This is a genomic window from uncultured Mediterranea sp. (genome assembly GCF_902493215.1).
Classification (GTDB): domain Bacteria; phylum Bacteroidota; class Bacteroidia; order Bacteroidales; family Bacteroidaceae; genus Bacteroides.
The window spans coordinates 34,578-54,136 of record NZ_CABUOL010000020.1 but is presented as its reverse complement, the minus strand read 5'-3'; the positions used below and the strand labels follow the sequence as shown (position 1 = coordinate 54,136).

Sequence of the window (19,559 nt, the reverse complement as noted above, 5' to 3'; positions counted from 1 at the left end):
CAACGTACATTTGACACACAGCTTGCTTTGTTTTGAATTCGTCGAACTCACGTTAATATAATAAAGTTATTACAGGAATCGACTATTCCTTATTGTATTCAGGAAAACAGACAAAATAACAAATATTACTATGCTCAATTTAGTTTTGAGTTCGCTCCACGTGTTGGCGATCATTTGTTTTACCGTAAGTCAGATGGCAAAAGCTTTTTCTTTCGTCAGACGACGGAGGGTGTGGTACTCAATCCGATGTATTTCTGTGACGACTTCCTGTTGTCTTTGGCCTCTTATGAAGATATGGAAACTTACAAGCATGTGCTGGATGAACAGGAATTTGCCAAATTGAAGGGTCGTACCGAGGAGGACAATCCGTTTCTTGTAAAATGTTATTTCAAATGAGAAAATTGTTGTCTGTTGTATGTGTGCTGGGATTGTTGTCAGTCTTCTTATCGTGTAAGGAGAAAACGGAGAAAGACCAGATTGGACAATTGCTGAAGGAATGGAGTGGAAAGGAAATTAAATTTCCGGAAGGATGCGTGTTCAGTGTTTACGGTAAGGATTTTGTGTATGACACGGTACCCCGGACGGAATATAAGATTGTCACCTACATTGATTCTTTAGGATGTTCCAGTTGCAAGTTGCGGCTTCCGGCTTGGAAGGAGTTCATCCGTCAGCTGGACTCTCTGGAGCTGGATGTTCCTGTCTTGTTTTTCCTGTACCCGAACAATGTCCGTATCATGAAGGGCGTGCTGAGAATGGAAAAGTTCGATTATCCGGTTTGTCTGGATTTGGAAGATAAAATGAACCGGTTGAATCATTTCCCTTCAGAATATCCTTATCAAACATTCTTGCTTGACAAGGACAACCGGGTGGTTGTTGTGGGCAATCCGGTGTACAGTTCGAGAATGAAGGAATTTTATTTGAACAGGTTAATGTCTGTTCCTAATAGAAGGGTACAAGCGCGGACTACCGTTTCTGTTCCATCACAGGTGATAGATTTCGGTGAGTTCCATCAGGAAAAACGGGACACAACGATTTATCTGAAAAATGTGGGGGAGAATCCCTTGATTGTTTTGGATGCTGTTTCTTCCTGCGGTTGTACGATTGTTGATTATGAGCGGAAACCTGCCTCGCCAGGTGATAGTTTGGCAGTTCATTTGTGTTATAAGGCGGAACAAAAAGGCTTATTTTATAGAACGGTTCATATCTATTGTAACATTGACGAATCGGTTTTGCAATTTGAACTTACCGGAAAGTCTGTTTAATATGGATTGCAGTATGTGTGTTTTGTATGATTACTTACATACGGAGTATTGATGAGAAGCCGATTTTGCCAGGTGGGAGGAAATGATAATAAGAGAGGAATGAGTGGGAACTGCCTGAGGTTAGGGCTCATAATGGGTTGAGAATAAGCTTGCTGTATCTTAATTAAATACATCTTGTTTTTTTGAGATACAGCATCTGTCTTAATGTTGTAAAAATAGTTTTATGGTTAACAAAATATGGATTTTAGCTTTGACCTTCATTGTTTATGCTTGTGATGTTCAAAAAGGAAATCGTACTTATGTGGATTTGTTTGACGAAGCGGAGGAGGTCACTTTATCTGAATTTTATTCAGAGTTGGTTGATTCATTAGGACAGCCAAATATGTTACTTTCTTGTGGTGATTTTGTCATTTTCTCAGAGCCTCAGTTGCCAATGTTATTGATGGGTTATAATATTAAAACAGGTGATATTCAACGTGTTCTTCCTCATGGTCAAGGACAGAATGAGGCATTGAGTATTCAAACAATCGGTGTAGGAAATGAATCAACTTCTTTTTATGCTTATGATTTGTCATTATCTTCTGTTTTCCATTTTATACAAAAAGGCGATAGTATACAATTTGTAAAAATAGATAATAGAGCACCTAAGCATTCATCTTGCGCGGTAGCATATGATGGAGATATGGCTTTCTTTTTAAATATAGCGGATGAAAAGAGATTTACTTGTTATCATAAAGAGAAAACGGTTAAATTCGGAGATATGGTAAATCTTTCCAATTTATCATCTTTGGCAGTTTCTCATGCTTTGCAAGGACCTTGTTTGGTTAACCCATTCACTAAAAAAATCGCATGGTTTTCTGTATATGGGGATGTCATGGAAATTTATAATTATTCGGATATAAATCAGATAAAACTGGAACTTTCAAATGTGATTTGTCCACCTGTATTTGCATCGGCTTCTATGGAAGCAGGAGTAATGGACCCGAAGACAAAACTAAGTGTTTCTTCTGTCGTTTCAGATGGGAAATATATATATGCTTTGTATAATGAGAAAACATTGCTTGAAATTATGCAGAACAATAGGGAACAAGCTTTTTTTGCCGATAAGATTTTGGTGTGGGATTGGCAAGGAAATGCCTGTAAGATGTTACATTTGAATAAACAGGTAAAAAGTATAACTTATAGTCCTTCTGAAAATATAATTTTGTGTTTGGGTTTGGATTCTGATTTGGATTATGCACTCTACGGATTCCCTGTTTTGGAATGAAATATAAATTATATAAATAAATTGTTGTATTCAAAGTGTTTAAATTGGATGGTTAGAATGAAATTTTAGTTTATAATTTTATTATTTCTTCTTTTCTTTTTTTCGCCCGAAAAGGAACGGGATATTATAAGTATGTTGCATATGAATGATTTTACTTATCCTATATGTATTGATCAAAATAATAGGTTAAATGAAATGAAGGCGGCATCCGCTGGTGATTTTCGACACTTATGTTTCGTGCGGCTGCACGCGTGTGGAGTACGACGGGAAACCGGCCCGTCCGGGCGAAAGCCTGGTGTTGCGGGTGACTTACAAGGCGGACAATCCGGGACATTCATAAGAAGCTATTTGGTCGTCATCCACTTCCAGGCAGGAACTATTTCAATGCTTTTCCCAGACGGAGTTGTAATGGCATCTTCTTCTTCCAGTGTTACGATTGTCATCTTTTCAAGGGATTCGAGTTGGTCCAGTTTTGTCAGTGCACCGATTTCTCTGTTTTTTGTTTCTTCATCGTGCAGAGTTACGCACGCTTGAATGGCGTATTTTTCTTCAGGGACATAAAAGTCCACTTCTATGTTTTTATTGTAGAAATACAACTTTTCTTCATATTTCCGGTATAGATGGATGACGCATAGATTTTCCAGTAGTGGGGCTGTTGATTCGGAAAGGAAAATGCTGAGAAGGCCGTTATCGATGAAATAGTGTTTCTTGATGGTTTCCTTTTCCACAAATTTCGATGCGTAATTTTCAAGTGCCAGAATTATGCAGGCCTCTTTGGCAAACTCTACATATTGGATGACGGATGCGGTTGATGTGTTTACGCCTGTCCCCTTTACCAGATTGGCAATTTGGTTCCCAACCGTCTATATTCTGAATTTCGTCAAACAGAAGTATCGGTTTGTACGGATATACGGCTTTATAAGTTTGTAAAATGGTATCGAAGTCGTCGGAAGTCATTTCAATCAGCCGTTCGTCATCAAAGTATTTCTTTGGATATAGCCATATTTCTTTTAATTGTTACTTGCTGTAAAAGTAAGGATTTTATTTATTGGAAACAAATAAATGAGTATCTTTTTATTTATTGTCAATAAATAAATTGAGTCTCTATTTTAAGCAATGCATAAAAAAACAGGTGGCCTTTGTAACAAAACACTTCGTCCCTACGTCTGATGGGTATAGGACTGATAAAAGAAGAATAGAAGAAAGAGCACATGGATGCCGAGAGTTTCAAACGAATGTTTCTGCCCTGCCACGCCAAGCTGTACGGAGTGGCCTGCAGGTTGCTGGAGAACGCCGAAGACGCCGAGGACCTCATTCAGGAAGCTTACCTGAAGCTGTGGAGCAAACGCGAGGAGTTGACGCTCATCAGCAATCCCGAAGCTTTTGCCGTCACGCTGGTGAAGAACATGTGCTTCGACCTGCTGCGATCGGGCAAATACCTTTCCGACAGGCAGCACCTGCCCCTGACCGAAGCACAGAACGCACTGCCTGCCGACGGCCGGGAAGCGAAGGACGACGCACAGCTGGTGAGGATGCTGATAGCCCGTCTGCCCCAGCAGCAGCGGATGGTGATGATGCTGCGCGACGTGAAGGGATGCTCCTACGAAGAGGTGGAGAGGCTGACGGGACTGAACGCGGTGAACGTCCGTGTGCTCCTGTCGAGGGCGAGAAAGAAGATACGTGAAGAATTTACTAAATGGAACAACTATGAAAGTCGATGAAATGGAACGGTTGCTCGCTGCCTACTACGACGGGGCGACGGATGAGCATGAAGAAAACAGGTTGAAGGAAGCCTTGCGTACGGAGGACGTACCCGAACATCTGGAGGCCGACTGCAGGCTGTTGGCGGCTCTGGAGGAGGAGAGTCCGCAGGAAGTATCCGTGCCTGAAGGGTTGGAAGAGAAGCTGTCGCGCCTGATAGACCGCAAGGACGAGGAGCTGCCGCACTTCCTCCGTCCCAACCGCACACGCCGCAACTGGCGTTGGGTGGCTGGCGTGGCAGCCACGTTCCTGGTGCTGATAGGCATCGGGTGGGGCGTGGCCACGATGGAGAAGAAGTCTGTGCCGCCTACGCCGCTCGACACCTTCAGCGACCCGCAGGACGCTTATCGTGTGCTGCAGGCTACGTTCAGTGAAATGTCGAGCAACTGGAGGGCCGGTATCGAGCAGATGCAGGAAGTACAGTCGCAGATGGACGTGGTGCAGCAGGAAGTGAAACAAGAATTATCCAAATAAAAAAACATCAATTGTTATGAAAACCATCAAAATGCTTTTGGTCAGCCTACTGCTGGCATTACCGCTGCTGGGCCAGGCCCAACAGGAGTTGTTCAAGAAATACAGTGACAGGAAGAATGTGTCGTCCGTCTATATCTCCAAAGCCATGCTGGAGATGAACCCCAGCTTATTCACGAAGGACATCTACATCGGCAAGGCGGCTTCGCAGTTGAACTCGGTGCAGATTGTCTCGACGATGGATAAAATGATCAAAGTGGATTTGCTGAAAGACATTCGCGATTGGGTGAAGTCCTCGCGCTACGAGCTGCTGATGAAGCAGAAGGGAACGGTGTCGTCTTCCGAGTTCTACGTCAACCGCAAGGGCGACAAGGTGAAGGAGCTGATAATGGTAACCAACGGGCCCGCCTCGCTGAAATTCGTTTACCTGGAAGGGGAGATGACAACCAAGGACGTGCAGAACATCCTGCTCTACCAGAACACCAGTGGATACGTCACCCCTTCCCGAGTCTATCGTTTGGAAGACTTGCAGGCCATGGGCATTCAGGGATCTCATATCGATTTGAAGGATCTGGAGCGTGCGTTCAGCTCCGACGAGTGGAAGAAATTCATTGAAGACATGAAGAAGCTGGGCGACGACATGAAGTCGCTTCAGGATTAAATGGGTCCGGCAACAGTGCAGTGTTTTTACGTTCGCTGATACTCCTGCGGCGTCATGCCCGTCATCCGCTTGAAGAACTTGCTGAAGAACGAAGGGTTGGGGAAGTGTAACTCGTCGGCTATCTGATAGGTGAGCAGGTCGCTGTGCTTCAGCAGTACTTTGGCTTCGAGGATGATGGCCTGGTTGACCCACTCCACAACGGTGCGCCCGCTGACGTCGCGGATGACGGTGCTCAGGTAGCGGGGCGACAGGCAGAGGCGGTCGGCGTAGAAGGCGGTGGTGCGCTGTGTCTTGCAGTGCTCGTTGACCAGCGTGATGAAGCGGCGGAACAGTTCTTCCTGACGTGACGGACGAAGCTGCTCGTCGCGGTGGTTGTCGGCCTGCAGGTAGTGGAAGTGGTAGAACAGCGATGTGACCAGATGGCGTACTGCTTCACGCCGGTATGGGTACAGATGGACGGCATCCCATATCAGCGAGAAATAGGTACCTGTCCGTTGCCATTCTTCCAGATTGTCGCTCATGCAGAAGGCTTGTCCTGTATATTGGTCTGTCAGGACGACGTGCTGGGGCGTAGGAATGAAGTTGCTGTCCACAGCCAGCACTTGGAAGTCGAACTCTTCGTCGAATTCGAGGAACTCCAGGAGAGAGTCCGGCGGGATGATACCGAAGGAGTGTTCTCCCAGCGTGTGCTCGATGAGGTTGACCGAAGTACGTGCCTTGCCCTGCTTCACGTGGAATATCCGAACTTCCTTGGCCCGATAGGGCTGGCCGGTCTTGAAGAGGCGGTTGTTCATGCCGCACATGCTGCTCACAATGCCCATTTCGCGGTTGATGAAGGCGTAGTCGTTGTTGGCGGCTACACCGATTCCGTTCAGAAAGTCGAGTGTCAGGTGGATGGGTTTCTGGTGTTCCATGATGCTTTCGTTTGGTAATGATGCCGCAAATATGCGGATAAAAACAGAAAAAGGGGAATGTCGGCGGACATTTCTACCGAAAATCGTACAAATGGGACAGAGATACTGCGCGAAAGAATGTATATCTGTCCCGTTTCCTTTTATCTTTGCAACATGATTGGTTTACTTAACCCTTGTTGTTTATGAAAAGAAACAGATTGTTCCTCTCTTTATTATTGTCTGCTCTGTGCCTGCCGCCGCTCCGTGCGCAGCTCTCGCTGGAAGAATGCCGTCGTCAGGCACGCGACAATTATCCCCTTATCCGCCAGTATGGCCTGATTGAGCAGGCAGCGCAATACGACGTGGCCAATGCCGCCAAAGCCTATCTGCCGCAGGTCAGCCTCTCGGCCAAGGCGTCCTATCAGAGCGACGTAACCAAACTGCCTTTCGAATTGCCGGGCATCGACGTCAACTTCATGCCCCGCGACCAGTATCAGGTGACGCTGCAGGTGCAGCAGTCCGTGTGGGACGGCGGCGAAACGAAATGGCGCAAGCAGTTGGTGAGGGCCGGAGCCGAGGTCGATACGGAGAAACTGAACGTGGACCTCTATGCGCTGGACGAGCGGGTGAATCAGCTCTACTTCGGTATCCTGCTGCTGGACGAACAGCTGGAGCAGAACCGCCTGTTGCAGGACAACCTGGAACGGACGCACCGCACCGTGAGCGCCTGTGTGGACAACGGAACGGCCAACCGCAGCGACCTGGATGAGGTGGTTGTGGAACAGCTCAGCACTCGTCAGCAGCGTGTGGCGATGGAGGCTTCGCGCCGTGCCTATGCCGAAATGCTCCTGCTTTATCTGGGCCGTCCGTCCGAAGAAGAGCTGATGCTGGAGAAGCCCCTGGCCGCGGAACCGGAGGACGGGGAGAACCGTCGCCCCGAGCTGAGGTGGTATGACGCACAGACGGCCCGGCTCACAGCGCAGGACGCTTCGCTCCGCACGGGCTATATGCCCCGGCTAGGCCTCTTCGTACAGGGCGGATATGGCAACCCCGGCCTGAACATGCTGGAGGACAAGTTCAAGGCTTACTACGTGGCGGGCGTCAGCCTGTCGTGGAACCTGGGACGGCTCTACACGCTGAAGAACGACCGCCGCCTGATAGAGAACAACCGCCGGATGCTGGAGGCGGGGCGAAGCACCTTTCTCTTCAACACCGGCTTGGAAGCCACCCGTCAGGAAGCCAATGTGCGTGCCCTGCGCCGCCAGATGGCGGATGACGACGAAATTATCCGCCTGCGGACCCGTATCCGTCAGGCTTCGGAAGCCAAGCTGCAGAGTGGCACGTACACGGTGAACGACCTCCTGCGAGACATCACCGCCGAGAGCCTGGCCCGCCAGCAGAAAGCCATCCACGAGATACAGTGGCTGATGAGGCTGTACGACTGGAGGCACACGCTGAATAATTGAGAATTGAAAATTGAGAATGGAGAATTAATCGTTCGTCATAAACCATTTACCATTGATCATTAACCATTAACCATTTTGTATGAAACCCTTTGCAACAATTTTTATTCTTCTGACTTTGGCCGCCTGTTCGGGCGGCGGCGACCGTTACGACGCTACGGGTACCTTCGAGACGACCGAGGTCGTTGTGTCTGCTGAGGCTTCGGGCAAACTGCTCCGCATGGATGTGGAGGAAGGCATGAAGCTGGAAGCCGGTCAGGCGGTGGGGCTGGTGGATACTGTGCAGCTCTACTTCAAGAAACTGCAGCTGGAGGCCAGCGCGCGTTCCGTATCGGACCAGCGTCCTGACATCCGCAAGCAGATAGCCGCCACGCAGGAACAGATTCGTCAGGCCGAACGGGAGCGCGACCGCGTGAAGCGTCTGCTGGAGGCCGATGCGGCCAACCGCAAACAGTTGGACGATGCCGAGTCACTGCTCCAAGTGCTGCGCAAGCAGCTGGCGGCGCAGAACTCCTCCTTGCAGAACAGCGACCGCAGCCTGTCGTGGCAGTCGTCGTCCGTCGATATCCAGGTGGCGCAGGTGGACGACCAGCTGGCCAAGTGCCGTGTCTGCGCTCCCGTGGCAGGAACCGTCTTGGCGCAGTATGCCGAGGCGGGCGAGTTCGTGGCACCCGGCACGCCGCTCTTCCGGCTGGGCGATATGGAGCGGATGTACCTGCGTGCCTACGTCACCGGCGAGCAGTTGGCCGAAGTCCGGTTAGGGCAGACGGTGACCGTCGTGGCCGACTACGGTGGCGGGCAGCAGCGTGAATACGAGGGGCAGGTGACGTGGATTTCGGACACCTCGGAGTTTACGCCCAAGAACATCCTGACGCGTGACGAACGGGCCAATCTGGTCTATGCCGTCAAGGTAGCCGTGCGCAACGACGGCGGACTGAAGATAGGCATGTACGGCGGCTTGCGCTTTTGAGTCATTGTAAATTGCATGATGATGGAAACCATACTGACAGCAGACAGACTGACGAAGAGCTACGGTGCGTTGAAGGCTGTGGATGGCGTATCGTTCGCGGTGCGCCGTGGCGAGATCTTTGGGCTCATCGGTCCCGACGGGGCAGGGAAGACCACATTGTTCCGCCTCCTGACCACCCTGCTCCGGCCGGACAGCGGACGGGCCATGGTGGCGGGCTTCGACGTGGAGCGGCAGTACAAGGAGATACGCCGCCGTGTGGGCTATATGCCCGGACGCTTTTCGCTCTATCCCGACCTGACGGTGGAGGAGAACCTCCAGTTCTTTGCCACCGTCTTCGGTACCTCCATCCGTGAGAACTACGACCTGGTGCGCGACATCTACAGTCAGATAGAACCCTTCCGCACACGCCGTGCCGGAGCCCTCTCGGGCGGCATGAAGCAGAAGCTGGCCTTGAGCTGCGCCCTCATCCACAAGCCTGAGGTGCTGTTCCTGGACGAACCTACCACGGGCGTGGACCCTGTGTCGCGCCGGGAGCTATGGGACATGCTTCGCCGCCTGAAGGAGCAGGGCATCACCATTGTTGTCTCCACCCCTATCGTGGACGAAGCGCGTCAGTGCGACCGCATCGCTTTCCTCAACCGGGGACAGGTGCACGGCATTGACACGCCCGACCGCATCCTGACGTGCTTTGCCGCCATTCTCTGTCCGCCGGGCCTCAGTCACGACGAGACGCGACATGCCGACCGTCCGGTTATCGAGGTGGAGGAACTGACGAAGCAGTTCGGCTCGTTCGTGGCTGTGGACCACATCTCGTTCAGCGTGGGGCGGGGCGAAATCTTCGGCTTTCTGGGTGCCAACGGGGCGGGGAAGACTACCGCCATGCGCATGCTCACGGGCCTGAGCCGGCCTACGGGCGGACGGGCTACGGTGGCTGGCTTCGACGTGGAACGGCAACCCGAGGAGGTGAAGCGCCACATCGGCTACATGAGCCAGAAGTTCTCGCTCTACGAGGACCTGAAGGTGTGGGAGAACATCCGCCTCTTCGCGGGAATCTACGGCGTGAAGGAGGCCGACATCGCTCCGCGTACCGACGAGGTGCTGCGCCGCATCGGGCTGGAGGCGGAGCGCAACACACGGGTGGGCAGCCTGCCGCTGGGCTGGAAACAGAAGCTGGCCTTCTCGGTGGCCGTGTTCCACGAACCGGAGATTGTTTTTCTGGACGAACCGACGGGTGGGGTGGACCCTGCCACGCGCCGCCAGTTCTGGGAGCTCATCTATCAGGCGGCCGACCGCGGCATCACGGTCTTCGTCACTACCCATTTCATGGACGAGGCAGAGTATTGCGACCGCATTTCCATCATGGTGGACGGGCGCATCCGTGCCCTTGACTCGCCCGACGGACTGAAACGAACCTTCCATGCCGCCACGATGGACGAAGTGTTCCGGCGGCTGGCGCGCGAGGCGGAGCGGGTGACTTGAAACGATGCATACGACTATCGGCCTCTAACTCCCCCTTAACTCCCTCTAACTACTTTAACTCCTGATTGAAATGAAACAGTTTCTCATATTTGCCGGCAAGGAATTCCGCCACATCTTCCGCGACCGCAGGACGATGCTCATCCTGCTCGTGATGCCTGTGGTGCAGATTATCCTGTTCGGCTTTGCCATCACCACCGAGGTGCAGAACGTGCGCATGGCCGTGCTCGACCCTTCGGACGACGTACTGACGCGCCGCATCGTCGAGCGGCTGGACGCTTCGGAGTATTTCACGCTGACGGCCCGCTTCCACACACCGCAGGAGATGGATGAGGCCTTCCGCCGCTCGCAGGTGGATATGGTTGTGGTGTTTAGTCCGGGCTTTGCGGACGGGCTCTATACGGGCGACGCCGCCGTGCAGCTGGTGACCGACGCTACCGACCCCAACACGGCCACCATGCAGACCAGCTATGCCACGGGCATCATCACCGCTGCGACCCGCGAATTGCTGCCTGCCGGAGTGAACGTCCCTTTGCTGCAGCCCGAAGTGAAGCTGCTCTACAATCCGCAGATGAAGAGTGTCTACAACTTCGTGCCCGGTGTCATGGGGCTCATCCTGATGCTGATTTGTGCCATGATGACGTCCGTCTCCATCGTCCGCGAGAAGGAGATGGGCACAATGGAGGTGTTGCTCGTCTCGCCCGTGCGGCCCATCTTCATCATCCTGTCCAAGGCCGTGCCCTACTTCGTGCTGTCGTTCGTCAACCTGACGACCATCCTGCTGCTGTCGGTCTACGTGCTCCATGTGCCTGTGGCGGGCAGTCTGCCGTGGCTGGTGGCCGTGTCGCTGGTCTTCATCTTCGTGTCGCTCTCGCTGGGGCTGCTCATCTCTACCCTGACGCAGACGCAGGTGGCGGCCATGCTGGCTTCGGGACTGGTACTGATGATGCCCACCATGCTGCTGTCCGGCATGATTTTCCCGGTGGAGAGCATGCCTTGGGTGCTTCAGGGCATTTCGGCGGCCATTCCGGCGCGGTGGTACATCCAGGCCGTGCGCAAGCTGATGATACAGGGCGTCGATGTGGTGAATGTGCTCACCGAGGTGGGCGTGCTGCTGGGTATGGCGGTGGTGCTGGTCACGGTCAGCCTCAAAAAGTTCAAGAACCGGTTAGAATGAAAGTCGTATGATAAAGTATCTGATAGAAAAAGAATTCAAGCAGCTCTTCAGGAATCCGTTCATCCCGAAGCTCATCCTGCTGTTCCCCTGCATGATTATGATTCTGATGCCATGGGCGGCCAGTCTGGAAATCAGGAACATCCGGCTGGACATTGTAGACGGCGACCACAGCCCCCTGTCGCGGCGGCTGGTGGAGAAGGTGGCGGCATCGGACTACTTCCGTGTGTCGGCCTTTCCTGCGACTTACGATGAGGCCCTGCGGCATGTGGAGGCGGGTTCGGCCGACATTGTGCTGGAGATTCCGCGCGATTTCGAGAAGGACTGGATGCGTGGCGGAGCGCCCCGTGTACTGGTGGCTGCCAATGCGGTGAACGGCACGAAGGGCGGTATGGGCAGTTCCTATCTGTCGTCCATCATCTCGGATTACGCCCGCAGCCTGTCCGCTACCGAAGGGCGTTCCATGGCGCCCGCTTTCAGGTTGCCGCAAGTGTCGGTGCGGACGCTGAACCTCTACAATCCGCGGCTCAACTACAAGCTCTTCATGGTTCCGGCTCTGATGGTGATGCTGCTTACCCTTATCTGCGGTGCCCTTCCGGCCTTGAACGTGGTGGGCGAGAAGGAGGCGGGCACCATCGAGCAGATTAACGTGACGCCTGTGCGCAAGTTCACCTTCATCTGTGCCAAGCTGATACCCTACTGGCTGACGGGACTGGTGGTGCTCACCATTGCCTTCGTGCTGGCGTGGCTGCTCTACGGCATTCTGCCTGTGGGCCATTTCGGGACGCTCTATTTCTTTGCAATCATCTTCCTGTTGCTTGTGTCGGGCTTCGGGCTGGTGGTGTCCAATTATTCGTCCACGCTCCAGCAGGCCATGTTTGTCATGTTCTTCTTCATGCTGATTCTGGTACTGATGAGCGGTCTGTTCACCCCCATCCACAGCATGCCCCGCTGGGCGCAGTCCCTGACTTACGCCAATCCGTTGCGTTACTTCGTGGAGGTGATGCGTACCGTCTACCTTCGTGGAGGCGGTGTGGCCGACCTGCTTCCGCAGCTGGGCATGCTTCTGCTCTTTGCCGCAGGCTTCAATCTGTGGGCGGTGAAGAGTTACCGCAAGAGCGGTTGAGTGCCTGTTTGCAGAGAGAAACGGGCACGAAAGGTCTGGTTTCTGGGGATGATATCCGTTTCCTCTATGTGGAAACGCCCGTTTCCTGTACAAGGAAACGCTCGTTCCCTTTAAAGGAAACAGGCGTTCCCTTTGAATGGTAACGACCGTTCCCTTCAATGGTAACGGCCGTTTCCTCCTATAGGATACGCGTTCCCCTCTGAGGGAACGGGTACATCCATACGAATTTATGCCGGACTGACGAGCTTGAAGCGGATGCGCCAGCGCTTCTCCGCTTCGTCCCAGTCGTGGCTGATGATGCGGAAGGTTCCGATTTCTGCCGTGTTGGCCACGTGCGTGCCGATGCAGAGGCATTCGTCGTAGTCGCCTACCTTGACGATGCGCACCGTCTGCGAGGCGTCGTCGGGCAGACGTTGCAGGTCGAAGCGGCCGCGGGCCTCCTCCTGCGTGATGAATTCCGTAGTGACATCCAGATGCCGGCCGATGACTTCGTTCACGGCATCCTCCAGCCGCTTCACGTCTTCTTCCGTCGGCTGCTGCTCCAGGCGGTAGTCCAGCTTGCTCTTCTTCCGTTCGATGTGGGCTGATACCGACCTTCCGCACCCGAAGAGGCGTATCATGGTTTGGTTGATGATGTGTTCGCAGGTGTGCATGGGCGGGTATTCCTGCTTGTTGTGCTCGTTGAGTTGGGGTTGTTGTTCCATATTTAACTGATTTATTCGGTGCCAAAAGTACAATATTCTTTCAGACAGAAGAATAAAAGAACGTAAATTTCAGATAGAAGAACAAAAGAACAGAAGAATATTATATCCTCCATAAATAATTATGTACTTTTGTTCTTCTGTCTAAACCTTCATGCATAATTATTTTTGTGCTTCTGTTCTTTTGTCTGAACGTAAAATTCCATAGCTTTGTACCATCGAACCATTTAAATAAAGAAAGAATATGTTGGCATATACCTATGTGGAGCACGGGCACTTCGAATTGCAGGAGAAGCCCGTGCCCCAACTGAAAGACCCGCATGACGCCCTGGTGCGCGTCACGCTGGGCAGCATCTGTACGAGCGACCTGCACATCAAACACGGCAGCGTGCCCCGTGCCGTGCCCGGCATTACCGTCGGCCACGAGATGGTGGGCGTTGTCGAACAGGTGGGCGAGGGCGTCACCTCCGTAAAGCCCGGCGACCGGGTGACGGTGAACGTAGAAACCTTCTGTGGTGAGTGCTTCTTCTGCCGTCACGGCTATGTGAACAATTGCGAAGACCCCGACGGAGGCTGGGCACTGGGCTGCCGCATCGACGGCGGGCAGGCCGAGTACGTGCGTGTGCCCCATGCCGACCAGGGACTGAACCGCATCCCCGACGGCGTCAGCGACGAGCAGGCCCTCTTCGTGGGCGACATCCTGGCCACCGGCTTCTGGGCCGCCCGCATCTCGGACATCCGGCCGGACGACACGGTACTTATCATCGGAGCGGGACCCACGGGTATCTGTACCTTGCTGTGCGTATTGTTGAAACGGCCGCGGCGGGTCATCGTCTGCGAGAAGTCGGAAGAACGCGCCCGCTTCGTGCGCGAACATTATCCCGACGTGCTCGTTGTGTCGCCCGACGCGTGCCGGGAGCAGGTGCTCGAACATAGTGCGCACGGCGGAGCCGACGTGGTGCTCGAAGTGGCCGGAGCCGACGACACGTTCCGCCTGGCCTGGGAGTGTGCCCGTCCCAATGCGGTAGTTACCGTCGTGGCCCTGTACGACCGGCCGCAGGTGCTGCCTCTGCCCGACATGTATGGCAAGAACCTGACCTTCAAAACCGGCGGAGTGGACGGATGCGACTGTGCGGAGATTCTCCGCCTGATAGCCGAAGGGCAGATAGACACCACGCCGCTCATCACCCACCGCTTCCCCCTCGACCGCATTGAGGAAGCCTACCGCATCTTCGAGAACCGCCTGGACGGAGTGATCAAAGTAGCCATCACCGGAAAACAGCAGTAAGCCCATGCCAGTCATAGAAATCCAGTCGCTGGACCATCCCGGAGTGGAGGTGTTCAGTACCCTGACCGAAGCGCAACTGCGCAACCGCCTCGACCCGCAGCGGGGCATCTTCATTGCCGAGAGTCCGAAGGTCATCCGTGTGGCCCTCGATGCCGGCTATGTACCTGTGGCTCTGCTGTGCGAACGCCGGCATCTGACGGGCGATGCGGCCGACATCCTTGCGCGCGTAGGTGATATTCCTGTCTATACGGGCGAACGCGATTTGCTGGCCCGTCTTACGGGATATACCCTGACGCGCGGCGTGCTTTGTGCCATGCGCCGCCCCGTTCCATCTGCGGTGGAGAAAGTTTGCCGGGAGGCCCGCCGAGTAGTGGTCATCCACGGTGTGGTCGACGCGACCAACATCGGTGCCATCTTCCGTTCGGCCGCCGCATTGGGCATTGATGCCGTGCTGCTCACCACCGACTCGTGCGACCCGCTGAACCGCCGTGCCGTGCGCGTGTCGATGGGTTCGGTCTTCCTCGTGCCGTGGACGTGGGTGGAGCAGCCGCTCACTTGCCTGCACGAACTGGGTTTCCGTACCGCCGCCATGGCACTGACCGACCGTTCCATACCGCTGGACGCCCCGATACTGAAGGAAGAGCCCCGGCTGGCACTGGTGATGGGGACCGAGGGCGACGGCCTGCCCCGCGAAACCATTGCCGGAGCCGATTATGTGGTACGCATCCCCATGGCCCACGGAGTCGATTCGCTGAACGTGGCGGCTGCTTCGGCCGTCGCTTTTTGGGAACTGCGCTCCCTGCCGGTGTAAACGGAAGCTTGAAGAAAAGCTAATACTTGTTACTTTTTCGGGGCAATGCTCAAAAAAAGTGAAAGAAACTTGCTTCTTATAGTTCAGGCTGTTACTTTTGGAGTTATATTTTTAAAACCATTAAAGCAATATGAAAAAATTAATCTTATCTCTTGCACTCTGTTGTGCAGCTACAACATTTTTCGCTCAGGAAGCAGACCTTGCAAAACTGAGAAACGACGGCATCGCAGCCTTGGAAGCCAAAGATTATCAGTCTGCCTACAACAATTTCAGCTCTTATCTGAACCAGACCAATAATCAGGATTCTGTAATCGCTTTCAACTGTGGTCTTTGCGCCGACAAAATCAAGAAACCCGCTGACGCCCTCAAGTATTTTGATATCGCCGTTCAGAAGAAATATAATCTGGTAAACGCATACATCGGCAAGGCCGGTGCCCTGAAGGATCTGAAGAAGACCGATGAATACCTTGCTACCATCAAGGAAGGTCTGAAAGAAGTTCCGGGCGACAAGTCGCTGACCAAAATGTATGTTACTCATTACCTGAATACAGGTATCATTGCCCAGAAAGCCGGTAAGACGGCTGCTGCCGAAGAAGCTTTCAAGGAAGTGCTGAATGTTCAGGAAAACAATACCAATGCCCTGTTCAGCCTGGGTGTATTGAAGTATAACGATGCCAGCAAGACTTTGGCTACAGACAGAGCAAAGGCCAAGACCATCTATACGGAAGCCAAGGGTTATCTGGAGTCAGTTTCCAAACTGTTGACCAATCCGAAGCAGAAATCCATGCTGGACAATGTAAACACGATGTTGAAGCAGATCGATATCCAGCTGCAGGCTGAATAATCCTGACGATACGGAACTTGTGCCGATGTTTGGCCGGCACAATGTCTACAGACAAAAAAACGAGGGTGCACCCACAGTTGAAGTGCACCCTCGTTTTTTGTCTGTATAGTTCCGTTTATTTCTTCCGTTTGAGCACCATGGCCGTGCGGGCGGGGAGATACAGCTTCATCCACTCCTTCTTCTCTTTTTTGTAGAGTGGGTCGGGCAGGGTGAAGTGTTTCACCGTGTCGTCATTGAATCCGTTTCCGCCGTAGATTGGGTTGTCCGTGTTCAGAATCACTTCGTAGCAGCCGGCAGGCACCAGGAAACCGTAGTCGGTAAACGATTGCTTCGGGTTGAAGTTGAAGACAAACACCAGATCCTTGCGCATGTAGGCCAATACCTGATCGCCGTCATTGTGCCAGATTTCCTGTACGGGCGTAGCCTGGAAATTCTTGATGCTCTTGATGACCTGCAACATGGCGGTATCAAAATCGCCCAGATAGTGGTAAGCCAGGTTCTTGTTGTCCACGAGGTTCCACTGGCGGCGGGCATACTTGCACGACCATCCGTTGCCTTCGCGGGGGAAGTCAATCCATTCGGGGTGTCCGAACTCGTTGCCCATGAAGTTCAGATAGCCGCCGTTGATGGTGGTGGCCGTCAGCAGGCGTATCATCTTGTGCAGGGCAATACCACGCTTCACGACGTAGTTTTCGTCACCCTTCTGCATGTGCCAGTACATGTCTGCGTCTATCAGGCGGAAGATGATGGTTTTGTCGCCCACCAGAGCCTGGTCGTGACTTTCGGCGTATGAGATGGTCTTCTCGTCGGAGCGGCGGTTGGTCACTTCCCAGAACATGCTCGAAGGTTTCCAGTCCTCGTCAATCTTTTCCTTGATGGTCTTGATCCAATAGTCGGGGATGTTCATGGCCATGCGGTAGTCGAATCCGTATCCGCCGTCTTCGTATTTCGCGGCCAGTCCGGGCATGCCCGACACTTCCTCGGCAATGGTGATGGCTTTTGGATTAACCTGATGAATCAGGCGGTTGGCCAGCGTCAGGTAGCAGATGGCATTGTCGTCCTGATGACCGTTGAAGTAGTCGCCGTAGTTGCAGAACGCCTCTCCCAGTCCGTGGCTGTAGTAGAGCATGGAAGTTACGCCGTCGAAGCGGAAACCGTCGAAGTGGTATTCCTCCATCCAGTATTTGCAGTTGGACAGCAGGAAGTGCAGCACCTCATTCTTTCCGTAGTCGAAGCAGAGCGAATCCCATGCCGGATGCTCGTGGCGGTCGCCCGGATAGAAATACTGGTTGGGGTCGCCGGCAAAGTTGCCCAGACCCTCCACCTCGTTCTTCACGGCGTGCGAGTGGACAATGTCCATGATGACAGCCAGCCCCATGCTGTGGGCCGTGTCAATCAGTTCCTTCAGTTCGTCGGGCGTACCGAAGCGCGACGAGGCGGCAAAGAAACTCGATACGTGGTAGCCGAAACTGCCGTAATAAGGATGTTCCTGGATGGCCATAATCTGGATGCAGTTGTATCCGTCGGCTGCGATGCGCGGCAGTACCTTCTCCTGGAACTCCCGGTAGCTTCCCACCTTTTCTTCCTGCTGGCTCATGCCGATGTGGCATTCATAGATCAGCAGCGGGTCGGTGGCAGGCTTGAAGGCACGCTTCTTCATCTTATAAGGTTTGGCAGGGTCCCACACCTGTGCACTGAAGATTTTGGTCTCATCGTCCTGCACCACGCGGGTGGCCCATGCCGGTATACGTTCGCCGCATCCGCCTTCCCAGTACACCTTCAGCTTGTAGAGGTCTCCGTGCTTCAGCGTGTCGGCCGGAAGTTTCAGTTCCCAGTTGCCGTTGCTTTTGCGCTTCAGGCTGAACTTCTTTTCTTCCTTCCATCCGTTGAAGGTTCCGGTCAGGAAGATTTGGGTGGCGTTGGGTGCCCATTCGCGGAATACCCAACCCGTGTCTGTGCGGTGCAGGCCGAAGTAGAGGTAGCCCGAAGCAAAGTCAGCAAGCGTCTTTTTCCCCTTGTTGGTCAGTTCGGCTTCCTTGTCTATGGCATGCTGGTGGCGTCCGTTGATGGCCTCGGCGTATGGCTCCAGCCATGGATCATTTTTAATCAGGTTCAGTGTTTCCATAACGGATGAATTTTTATGGTTTGTTACTCTATAGGTTTGTCAGGCTTTCACTTTTACGATAATCTTCTTCACACCGTCGGGCGTGATGCCGGGCGCATGTCCGTCCTGCGGGAAGAAGATGGCAAACATGCCGGGCTTCACGGCAATGTAGCTTTCCGCCAGCCCCTCGAAGAAGGTGATGTCCTTCTCTTCATTGTAGGGCGCGTCGGCCGGCAGACAGGCTGCGGCGGGTGTGTACCCCATCACTTCCGTCCCCGAGAGCGGTATCTGTATGTCAATGAAGTCACGGTGCGTCTCCAGGCGTGCCTGTTCCTTGGCCTTGGGCTTGGTTTCGGTCACGTTCACAAGGAGGTCCTTGCCCTGCAACTCTGTCTTTCCCGGTTCGAGCGCAGCCAGGTCATTAGATTTCAGAAACTCGATTGCCCGTGCGAAGAGCGGGTTCAGCGATGCATATTTTTCCAGGTTTTCCAGTCTGTCTATAATCATAATTCCAATGTATTAAGTTAGTTATAATCGTTTTTTATTCTCATTCAAAGTCATCGATGGTATAGTTTACGAAGTCGGCAAAGCGCTTCATCTGCCGGAAGATGTCCGCCGTCCGGTCCAGGAAGTCCGGTTGCAGGAAAAAGTCATCGGGCAGCGGGCAGTTCACGGTGTACTCCTTGCATTGCAGGTACTTCAGGTAGGGGAAGTCCTTTGGAAATCCTTTGGGTGCTGTTTTCAGGAACGTTTCGCCCACTGTAGGGAAATATTTCCGGAAGTCGGGATCTTCCACGATGCTGCGGAATTCGTCGATGTTGTCATATACCGCCTGTCGCAGGGCCTTCAGCAGGGCAGGAGGGGGGCAGTAGCTTCCTCCGGCCAGCAGGCAGTTGCCCGGTTCCAGGTGCAGGTAGTAACCGCAGTGGTCCGATTTTTTGCCTTTGGCGTTGATGTACCCTCCCATGTGGGTCTTGTAGGGAGTCTTGTCTTCGGTGAAGCGGGTGTCGCGGTAGATGCGGTAGGTGCAGTCCTTGGCTTCGATGCCTTTTACCGTTTCGTCGAACTGCGAGATACGTGCGATGACGGCCGTCAGCAGGTTTTCGAATTCGTGGCGTGCCGCTTCGTACCGTTCGCGATGCTGCTGGAACCATTCCCGGTTGTTGTTGGCAGCAATTTCCTTCAGGAATTGAAATATCACGGGTATATTCATATACTGCTGTTTCTTATCGATGGACAAACTTACAAATAAAATTTCTAAACTGCCAATAAGTAGACAAAAAAAAG

At 53.1% G+C, this 19,559-nt stretch carries 20 protein-coding genes; 14 read left to right on the top strand and 6 right to left on the bottom strand.

What is annotated here, in order from left to right; genetic code table 11:
• Positions 1–485 precede the first annotated feature (485 nt).
• The 3 genes from RDO88_RS11200 to RDO88_RS11190 all read left to right on the top strand — a co-directional run bounded on the left by RDO88_RS11200 (position 486) and on the right by RDO88_RS11190 (position 2,869).
• Positions 486–1,262, top strand: a complete 777-nt coding sequence (locus tag RDO88_RS11200; protein ID WP_307759455.1) for a DUF1573 domain-containing protein — start codon at positions 486–488, stop codon at positions 1,260–1,262.
• Positions 1,263–1,485: 223 nt separating this feature from the next.
• A complete protein-coding gene (locus RDO88_RS11195; protein ID WP_307759454.1) occupies positions 1,486–2,529 on the top strand; it encodes a BF3164 family lipoprotein in 1,044 nt (347 codons plus the stop codon).
• A 214-nt stretch (positions 2,530–2,743) separates the two neighbouring features.
• Positions 2,744–2,869: a DUF1573 domain-containing protein gene (locus tag RDO88_RS11190; protein ID WP_307759453.1), complete on the top strand. Its 126-nt coding sequence runs from the start codon at positions 2,744–2,746 to the stop codon at positions 2,867–2,869.
• Positions 2,870–2,873: 4 nt separating this feature from the next.
• On the opposite strand, the gene RDO88_RS11185 is transcribed toward RDO88_RS11190, so the two are convergent.
• Entirely contained in the window at positions 2,874–3,368 is a 495-nt protein-coding gene (locus tag RDO88_RS11185; protein WP_374043943.1) for a DUF4143 domain-containing protein, read from the bottom strand.
• A gap of 372 nt (positions 3,369–3,740) precedes the next feature.
• On the opposite strand from RDO88_RS11185, the gene RDO88_RS11180 reads away from it, so the two are divergent.
• The 3 genes from RDO88_RS11180 to RDO88_RS11170 are packed head-to-tail and all read left to right on the top strand — an operon-like array spanning position 3,741 to position 5,422.
• On the top strand, positions 3,741–4,250 hold the full coding sequence (locus tag RDO88_RS11180; RefSeq protein WP_288314851.1) for an RNA polymerase sigma factor: 510 nt from the start codon (positions 3,741–3,743) through the stop codon (positions 4,248–4,250).
• Positions 4,237–4,764 (top strand): hypothetical protein, encoded by a 528-nt coding sequence (locus tag RDO88_RS11175; RefSeq protein ID WP_307759451.1) that lies wholly within the window; start codon positions 4,237–4,239, stop codon positions 4,762–4,764. Before RDO88_RS11180 ends, RDO88_RS11175 begins: the two co-directional genes overlap by 14 nt.
• A 16-nt stretch (positions 4,765–4,780) precedes the next feature.
• A complete protein-coding gene (locus RDO88_RS11170; RefSeq protein WP_307759450.1) occupies positions 4,781–5,422 on the top strand; it encodes a DUF4252 domain-containing protein in 642 nt (213 codons plus the stop codon).
• Positions 5,423–5,448: 26 nt separating this feature from the next.
• On the opposite strand, the gene RDO88_RS11165 is transcribed toward RDO88_RS11170, so the two are convergent.
• The gene (locus tag RDO88_RS11165) at positions 5,449–6,336 is read right to left on the bottom strand and encodes a helix-turn-helix domain-containing protein (RefSeq protein WP_307759449.1); all 888 of its coding nucleotides are present in this window, start codon (positions 6,334–6,336) and stop codon (positions 5,449–5,451) included.
• Between the two features lie 176 nt (positions 6,337–6,512).
• Between RDO88_RS11165 and RDO88_RS11160 the strand changes: the two genes are divergently transcribed.
• The 5 genes from RDO88_RS11160 (at position 6,513) to RDO88_RS11140 (ending at position 12,524) form a co-directional block, all read left to right on the top strand.
• Positions 6,513–7,781, top strand: coding sequence for a TolC family protein (locus tag RDO88_RS11160; RefSeq protein WP_307759448.1), 1,269 nt, complete (start codon positions 6,513–6,515; stop codon positions 7,779–7,781).
• 79 nt (positions 7,782–7,860) lie between these two features.
• Positions 7,861–8,748, top strand: coding sequence for an HlyD family efflux transporter periplasmic adaptor subunit (locus RDO88_RS11155; RefSeq protein WP_307759447.1), 888 nt, complete (start codon positions 7,861–7,863; stop codon positions 8,746–8,748).
• A 21-nt stretch (positions 8,749–8,769) separates the two neighbouring features.
• A complete protein-coding gene (locus RDO88_RS11150) occupies positions 8,770–10,227 on the top strand; it encodes an ATP-binding cassette domain-containing protein (RefSeq protein WP_307759456.1) in 1,458 nt (485 codons plus the stop codon).
• Between the two features lie 70 nt (positions 10,228–10,297).
• Positions 10,298–11,401 (top strand): ABC transporter permease, encoded by a 1,104-nt coding sequence (locus RDO88_RS11145; RefSeq protein ID WP_307759446.1) that lies wholly within the window; start codon positions 10,298–10,300, stop codon positions 11,399–11,401.
• A 7-nt stretch (positions 11,402–11,408) separates the two neighbouring features.
• Positions 11,409–12,524 (top strand): ABC transporter permease, encoded by a 1,116-nt coding sequence (locus tag RDO88_RS11140; protein ID WP_307759445.1) that lies wholly within the window; start codon positions 11,409–11,411, stop codon positions 12,522–12,524.
• Between the two features lie 227 nt (positions 12,525–12,751).
• On the opposite strand, the gene RDO88_RS11135 is transcribed toward RDO88_RS11140, so the two are convergent.
• Positions 12,752–13,228 carry a threonine/alanine tRNA ligase second additional domain protein gene (locus RDO88_RS11135; RefSeq protein ID WP_022020549.1) on the bottom strand — a complete coding sequence of 159 codons (477 nt, stop codon included), beginning with the start codon at positions 13,226–13,228 and terminating at the stop codon, positions 12,752–12,754.
• A gap of 241 nt (positions 13,229–13,469) precedes the next feature.
• On the opposite strand from RDO88_RS11135, the gene RDO88_RS11130 reads away from it, so the two are divergent.
• From RDO88_RS11130 to RDO88_RS11120, 3 genes are all read left to right on the top strand, one after another.
• Positions 13,470–14,513 (top strand): alcohol dehydrogenase catalytic domain-containing protein, encoded by a 1,044-nt coding sequence (locus tag RDO88_RS11130; protein ID WP_307759444.1) that lies wholly within the window; start codon positions 13,470–13,472, stop codon positions 14,511–14,513.
• Between the two features lie 4 nt (positions 14,514–14,517).
• Positions 14,518–15,324 (top strand): TrmH family RNA methyltransferase, encoded by an 807-nt coding sequence (locus tag RDO88_RS11125; protein ID WP_307759443.1) that lies wholly within the window; start codon positions 14,518–14,520, stop codon positions 15,322–15,324.
• 130 nt (positions 15,325–15,454) lie between these two features.
• A complete protein-coding gene (locus RDO88_RS11120) occupies positions 15,455–16,168 on the top strand; it encodes a hypothetical protein (protein WP_307759442.1) in 714 nt (237 codons plus the stop codon).
• A 115-nt stretch (positions 16,169–16,283) separates the two neighbouring features.
• Here RDO88_RS11120 and RDO88_RS11115 read toward each other — a convergent pair whose 3' ends face one another.
• From RDO88_RS11115 to RDO88_RS11105, 3 genes are read right to left on the bottom strand one after another with little or no spacing between them, the layout of a single operon-like run.
• Positions 16,284–18,293, bottom strand: a complete 2,010-nt coding sequence (locus RDO88_RS11115) for an alpha amylase C-terminal domain-containing protein (protein WP_307759441.1) — start codon at positions 18,291–18,293, stop codon at positions 16,284–16,286.
• Positions 18,294–18,332: 39 nt separating this feature from the next.
• Positions 18,333–18,779: a YhcH/YjgK/YiaL family protein gene (locus tag RDO88_RS11110; RefSeq protein WP_307759440.1), complete on the bottom strand. Its 447-nt coding sequence runs from the start codon at positions 18,777–18,779 to the stop codon at positions 18,333–18,335.
• 40 nt (positions 18,780–18,819) lie between these two features.
• Positions 18,820–19,485 (bottom strand): TIGR02453 family protein, encoded by a 666-nt coding sequence (locus tag RDO88_RS11105; RefSeq protein WP_307759439.1) that lies wholly within the window; start codon positions 19,483–19,485, stop codon positions 18,820–18,822.
• Positions 19,486–19,559: the final 74 nt, after the last annotated feature.

Bases quoted from the DNA above. Each gene is read 5' to 3' on its own strand.
- RDO88_RS11195 (WP_307759454.1), top strand. From the start codon at position 1,486: ATGGTTAACAAAATATGGATTTTAGCTTTGACCTTCATTGTTTATGCT.
- RDO88_RS11180 (WP_288314851.1), top strand. From the start codon at position 3,741: ATGGATGCCGAGAGTTTCAAACGAATGTTTCTGCCCTGCCACGCCAAG.
- RDO88_RS11175 (WP_307759451.1), top strand. From the start codon at position 4,237: ATGAAAGTCGATGAAATGGAACGGTTGCTCGCTGCCTACTACGACGGG.
- RDO88_RS11170 (WP_307759450.1), top strand. From the start codon at position 4,781: ATGAAAACCATCAAAATGCTTTTGGTCAGCCTACTGCTGGCATTACCG.
- RDO88_RS11165 (WP_307759449.1), bottom strand. From the start codon at position 6,336: ATGGAACACCAGAAACCCATCCACCTGACACTCGACTTTCTGAACGGA.
- RDO88_RS11155 (WP_307759447.1), top strand. From the start codon at position 7,861: ATGAAACCCTTTGCAACAATTTTTATTCTTCTGACTTTGGCCGCCTGT.
- RDO88_RS11150 (WP_307759456.1), top strand. From the start codon at position 8,770: ATGGAAACCATACTGACAGCAGACAGACTGACGAAGAGCTACGGTGCG.
- RDO88_RS11145 (WP_307759446.1), top strand. From the start codon at position 10,298: ATGAAACAGTTTCTCATATTTGCCGGCAAGGAATTCCGCCACATCTTC.
- RDO88_RS11140 (WP_307759445.1), top strand. From the start codon at position 11,409: ATGATAAAGTATCTGATAGAAAAAGAATTCAAGCAGCTCTTCAGGAAT.
- RDO88_RS11135 (WP_022020549.1), bottom strand. From the start codon at position 13,228: ATGGAACAACAACCCCAACTCAACGAGCACAACAAGCAGGAATACCCG.
- RDO88_RS11130 (WP_307759444.1), top strand. From the start codon at position 13,470: ATGTTGGCATATACCTATGTGGAGCACGGGCACTTCGAATTGCAGGAG.
- RDO88_RS11125 (WP_307759443.1), top strand. From the start codon at position 14,518: ATGCCAGTCATAGAAATCCAGTCGCTGGACCATCCCGGAGTGGAGGTG.
- RDO88_RS11120 (WP_307759442.1), top strand. From the start codon at position 15,455: ATGAAAAAATTAATCTTATCTCTTGCACTCTGTTGTGCAGCTACAACA.
- RDO88_RS11115 (WP_307759441.1), bottom strand. From the start codon at position 18,293: ATGGAAACACTGAACCTGATTAAAAATGATCCATGGCTGGAGCCATAC.
- RDO88_RS11110 (WP_307759440.1), bottom strand. From the start codon at position 18,779: ATGATTATAGACAGACTGGAAAACCTGGAAAAATATGCATCGCTGAAC.
- RDO88_RS11105 (WP_307759439.1), bottom strand. From the start codon at position 19,485: ATGAATATACCCGTGATATTTCAATTCCTGAAGGAAATTGCTGCCAAC.